At 63.1% G+C, this 3706-nt stretch carries 3 protein-coding genes; all 3 read left to right on the top strand.

The window, feature by feature from the left end; translation table 11 throughout:
- Window positions 1-2869: pilus assembly protein (locus AC1DT2_RS17885; RefSeq protein WP_477297819.1), on the top strand; the 2869-nt coding region annotated here is incomplete at its 5' end.
- Window positions 2859-3296, top strand: coding sequence for a type IV pilin protein (locus AC1DT2_RS17880; RefSeq protein WP_477297817.1), 438 nt, complete (start codon window positions 2859-2861; stop codon window positions 3294-3296). The genes AC1DT2_RS17885 and AC1DT2_RS17880, both read left to right, overlap by 11 nt.
- A 23-nt stretch (window positions 3297-3319) precedes the next feature.
- Window positions 3320-3706 (top strand): GspH/FimT family pseudopilin (locus AC1DT2_RS17875; protein WP_477297816.1); only part of this gene is annotated, 387 nt, incomplete at its 3' end.

Raw genomic sequence — 3706 nt, 5'->3', positions numbered from 1 at the left:
CCTCAATTCCACCGTGCGCGCCAACTTCTACAAGTGGCTTCTCCAGGTGGTCGGCGGCAATAGCACGCCCTCACGCGGCGCGACGATCCGTGCCAGCGAGATCTTCCGCCAGCCACTCTCGAAGGCGGCGGATGACCCCACGGTTAAGGCGAAAGATCCCTACTGGAACGGCCTGACCACGTCCGATTCCGCCGATCTGGTCTGCCGCAAGAACTTCCACATGCTGGTGACGGACGGTTACTGGAACGATGATGTCAAGAATGGCGTCGTCCAGGACCCGGCACTTCCGAAGACAGGGGCGAATACTGCGGCGGCCATGAGTGCCACCACGAATATTTCCCAGGTCGCGCAGACTCTGCCGGACGGGCGGAGCTATTCGCCGACGGCCAGCTTCTCGAAGATCTACGGCAACGTCGCCGGCACCGTCTACGCATCGTCGATGGCCAACATCGCCTGGTACTACTGGGCCACCGACCTCCAGCCCGGCCTGAACAATGGCGTGAAGCCGTACTGGAAGGACGTGTCCGCTACCACGACGGTTGACCTGACCAATCCTGGCGCGAACGATACGGTCTACTGGAATCCGGTGAACGATCCCGCCACGTGGCAGCACGTGTCGCAGTTCTTCGTCACGCTCGGCGTGGCCGGCACCCTGCAGTATCCGGGTGACTACCCGGCTCTGATGGCGGGGACGAAGCAGTGGCCGCGTCCGGTCAACAACGCGCCCGAAGGTGTCGACGATACGTGGCATGCCGCCGTCAACAGTCGCGGCGGTTTCTTCAACGCCTCGGATCCGGCCACCCTGGTCAGCAGCCTGGTCAACATCATCAACTCGGTGATCGCCGCCTCGTCGAGCGCGGTCTCCCCGGCCCTGAGTAGTGGCGTTCTTGGCCCGAATGCGATGACCTACGTGCCCAACTTCTCGTCCGTCGACTGGACAGGTACGTTGACGGCTTCTCCGATCACCGCAACCGGTGGTCTCGGCACGGCCGATTGGGAAGCCGCGGGTTTGCTTTCCAAGCGCACCGACCGGGTCATCGTGACCAGTGCAGGTCCGGGTGAAGGTAACGGTGTGGAGTTCCTCTACAGCAACCTGACGACCAGCCAGAAGCAGATCATGGATTCGAGCGATGGCAGTGGCGGCACGACGCCAACCGACGGGAAAGGTACCAATCGCGTCGACTGGCTCCGCGGCTCCACGACGGACGAAGGTGCCCTCCTGCGCACGCGCAGCAAGTTGCTCGGCGCCGTCGTCAATGCCCAGCCGGTGTATGTCGCTTATCCGTCCAGCGGCTATCGCGACTTCTTTCCGCCCAATGGCACGACCACCGCGCCAGAAACCCTGGCCTACAGCGGCACAACGCCGGACCCTTCCAAGAGTTATTCGGCATTCGTGGCCGCCAATCTGAATCGAATGCCCACGCTCTATGTGGCGGCGAACGACGGCATGCTCCACGCCTTCGACGCCCAGGCCAAGGCAAACTCCTCGACGGCCGGCCGGGAACTCTGGTCGTACGTCCCGGACGCGGTGTATCGCAAGCTCTGGTTCTTCTCGCAGAAGGACAATTTCCAGTACCGTCCGACGGTGGACTCCACGCCGATTTATCGTGATGTGTATTTCAGCGCTAACAGCTCCAAGTCATCCGTTGGCTGGCACACCATTTTGGTCGGCGGCCTGCGTTATGGCGGCCGTGGCATCTATGCGCTCGACATCACCAAGTCGGGTGTGACCGACGCGGCGACCGCATCCAAGAAGGTGCTCTGGGAGTTCAACGCCAATTCCATCGACAGTTCCAATAACAAGGTCGGTGCCAATCTGGGCTACACCTTCGGACAGCCGAATATCGGACGCCTGGCCAATGGCAAGTGGGTCGTGCTGGTACCGGCGGGCTACTTCCCGACCGACAGCCTCGATCCCGAATACGGCGCGGCGGCGGCAGCCAGCACCAACAGCTCGCTGTTCATCCTGGATGCGCAGACCGGCGCGGTGATCAAGGAGCTCAAGACGCCGACAAGCTATGGCGGCGTGACCATCGCGAGCTATGGCCTTTCCTCGCCGGTGCTCGGCGACTACGACAACGACCAGATCGACGACGTCGCCTTCGCTGGCGATCTGGTCGGTAATCTGTGGCGCTTCAACCTGAAGGACCTGAACACGGTCGATCTCCTGTTCAGCCCGAAAACGCCCACGGCGCAGCCGATCACGGTGATGCCGCGCCTGTTCCCGGACCCGACGTCGCAGAACTTCATCGTCGTGTTCGGCACGGGCAAGTTCATCGGCGACGACGATCGCACGACGACGGGTGCAATAACTCAATCCGTTTACGGCATCCGCGATCTCGGGCAAACCAACAAGACGGGCCTGCCGTGGACAGTCGACAAACTCGTCGTGCAGACACTCAACCAGACCACGAGCGGCATACGAGGCCTTACGACCAACCCGGCCCCGACGACCGCCAAACCGGGCGGTTGGTACTTCGACTTGGTGTCGCTCGGCGAGAAGGTGGTGGTTACGCCGACGGCGCTGTTCAATACCAACCGCGCGATCATCACGACGCTGATCCCGACCACGCCCGATCCGTGTAACCCGGGCCGTGCGGGTGCCATCATGGTGGTCGATTCGTCGACCGGTGGCGCCGGTGCGGGTGTGAGCGGTGGTGGCGCCTACGGGTCAGGCTCGCCATATACCGTCGCTGGTTCACGCGTCGACAACCCTCCGGCATCCGGTGGCCTGCCGGCGGCAACGGGGCTCGGCGGTGGCAGTGTCATCGTGCCGGGTGTGACGGTGTCGGGCAGCGGCGGGTCCGCATTCTCGGTAGGTTCGCCGATCTGGCGCCGCCGTTCCTGGAGGACTCTCAATGATCAGTAACATTCGCCGGACGCGCGGCTTCACCATGCTCGAGCTGATGATCGTCGTGCTCGTCATGGGCATCCTCGCCACCATCGCGATCACTTCGTACGGTCGCTATGCCTACCGGGCTCGTCGCGCCGATGGCCAGGAGCTGCTCATGCGCGTGGCCAACGCGCAGGAGCGCTACTACGCCACGTTCAACAAGTATGGCGACGATCCGGTCACCGGTGACCTGAAGCTCGGCAGCGCGACCTCCGAGAAAGGCTATTACACCGTGACGATCACCAAGACGGACCTGACCAAGGACTACACGGCCACGGCCGTGCGCGTGGCGGGTAATTCACAGGCTAAGGACGTCTGCGGGGATCTCAGCATCAACTCGCAAGGCGTGAAGCTGCCGGCTGCCACCGACACAGCGAAGAACAGCAACGGGCGCTGCTGGTGATGGTCCGCACAGGGGGAACGGAGATGGGTAAGCGCGCGCGCATGGCGGGCTTGTCGATGGTCGAGCTGATGGTGACGGTTCTTGTCCTCGCCATGCTCATGGCTATCGCCGTCCCGAGTTTTCGTGCGGTGATGAACCGCGGCAACGTCGCCTCGGCGGTGAACTCGCTCAGCGCGGACATGCAGTTCGCCCGCGGGGCGGCGTCGAGCCAGCATCGTTTCGTGTCGATCTGCCGCAGCCTTACCGGCACGCAGTGCGACATTCCGACCGGTTCGACCCACGACTACGACGTGGGCTGGATCGTGTACTCGTATGACGTGAGTGCAGGGGGTGCCGACCAGAGCTACACGGCCGGCTCATCGAACATGACCATCCTGCGGTACACCCCGCAGCTTCGGGGCGTATCGGTC

The organism is Luteibacter sp. P4_E6 (genome assembly GCF_056401535.1).
This window is presented reverse-complemented; position numbering and strand designations above follow the sequence as displayed.

Bases quoted from the DNA above. Each gene is read 5' to 3' on its own strand.
- AC1DT2_RS17880 (WP_477297817.1), top strand. From the start codon at position 2,859: ATGATCAGTAACATTCGCCGGACGCGCGGCTTCACCATGCTCGAGCTG.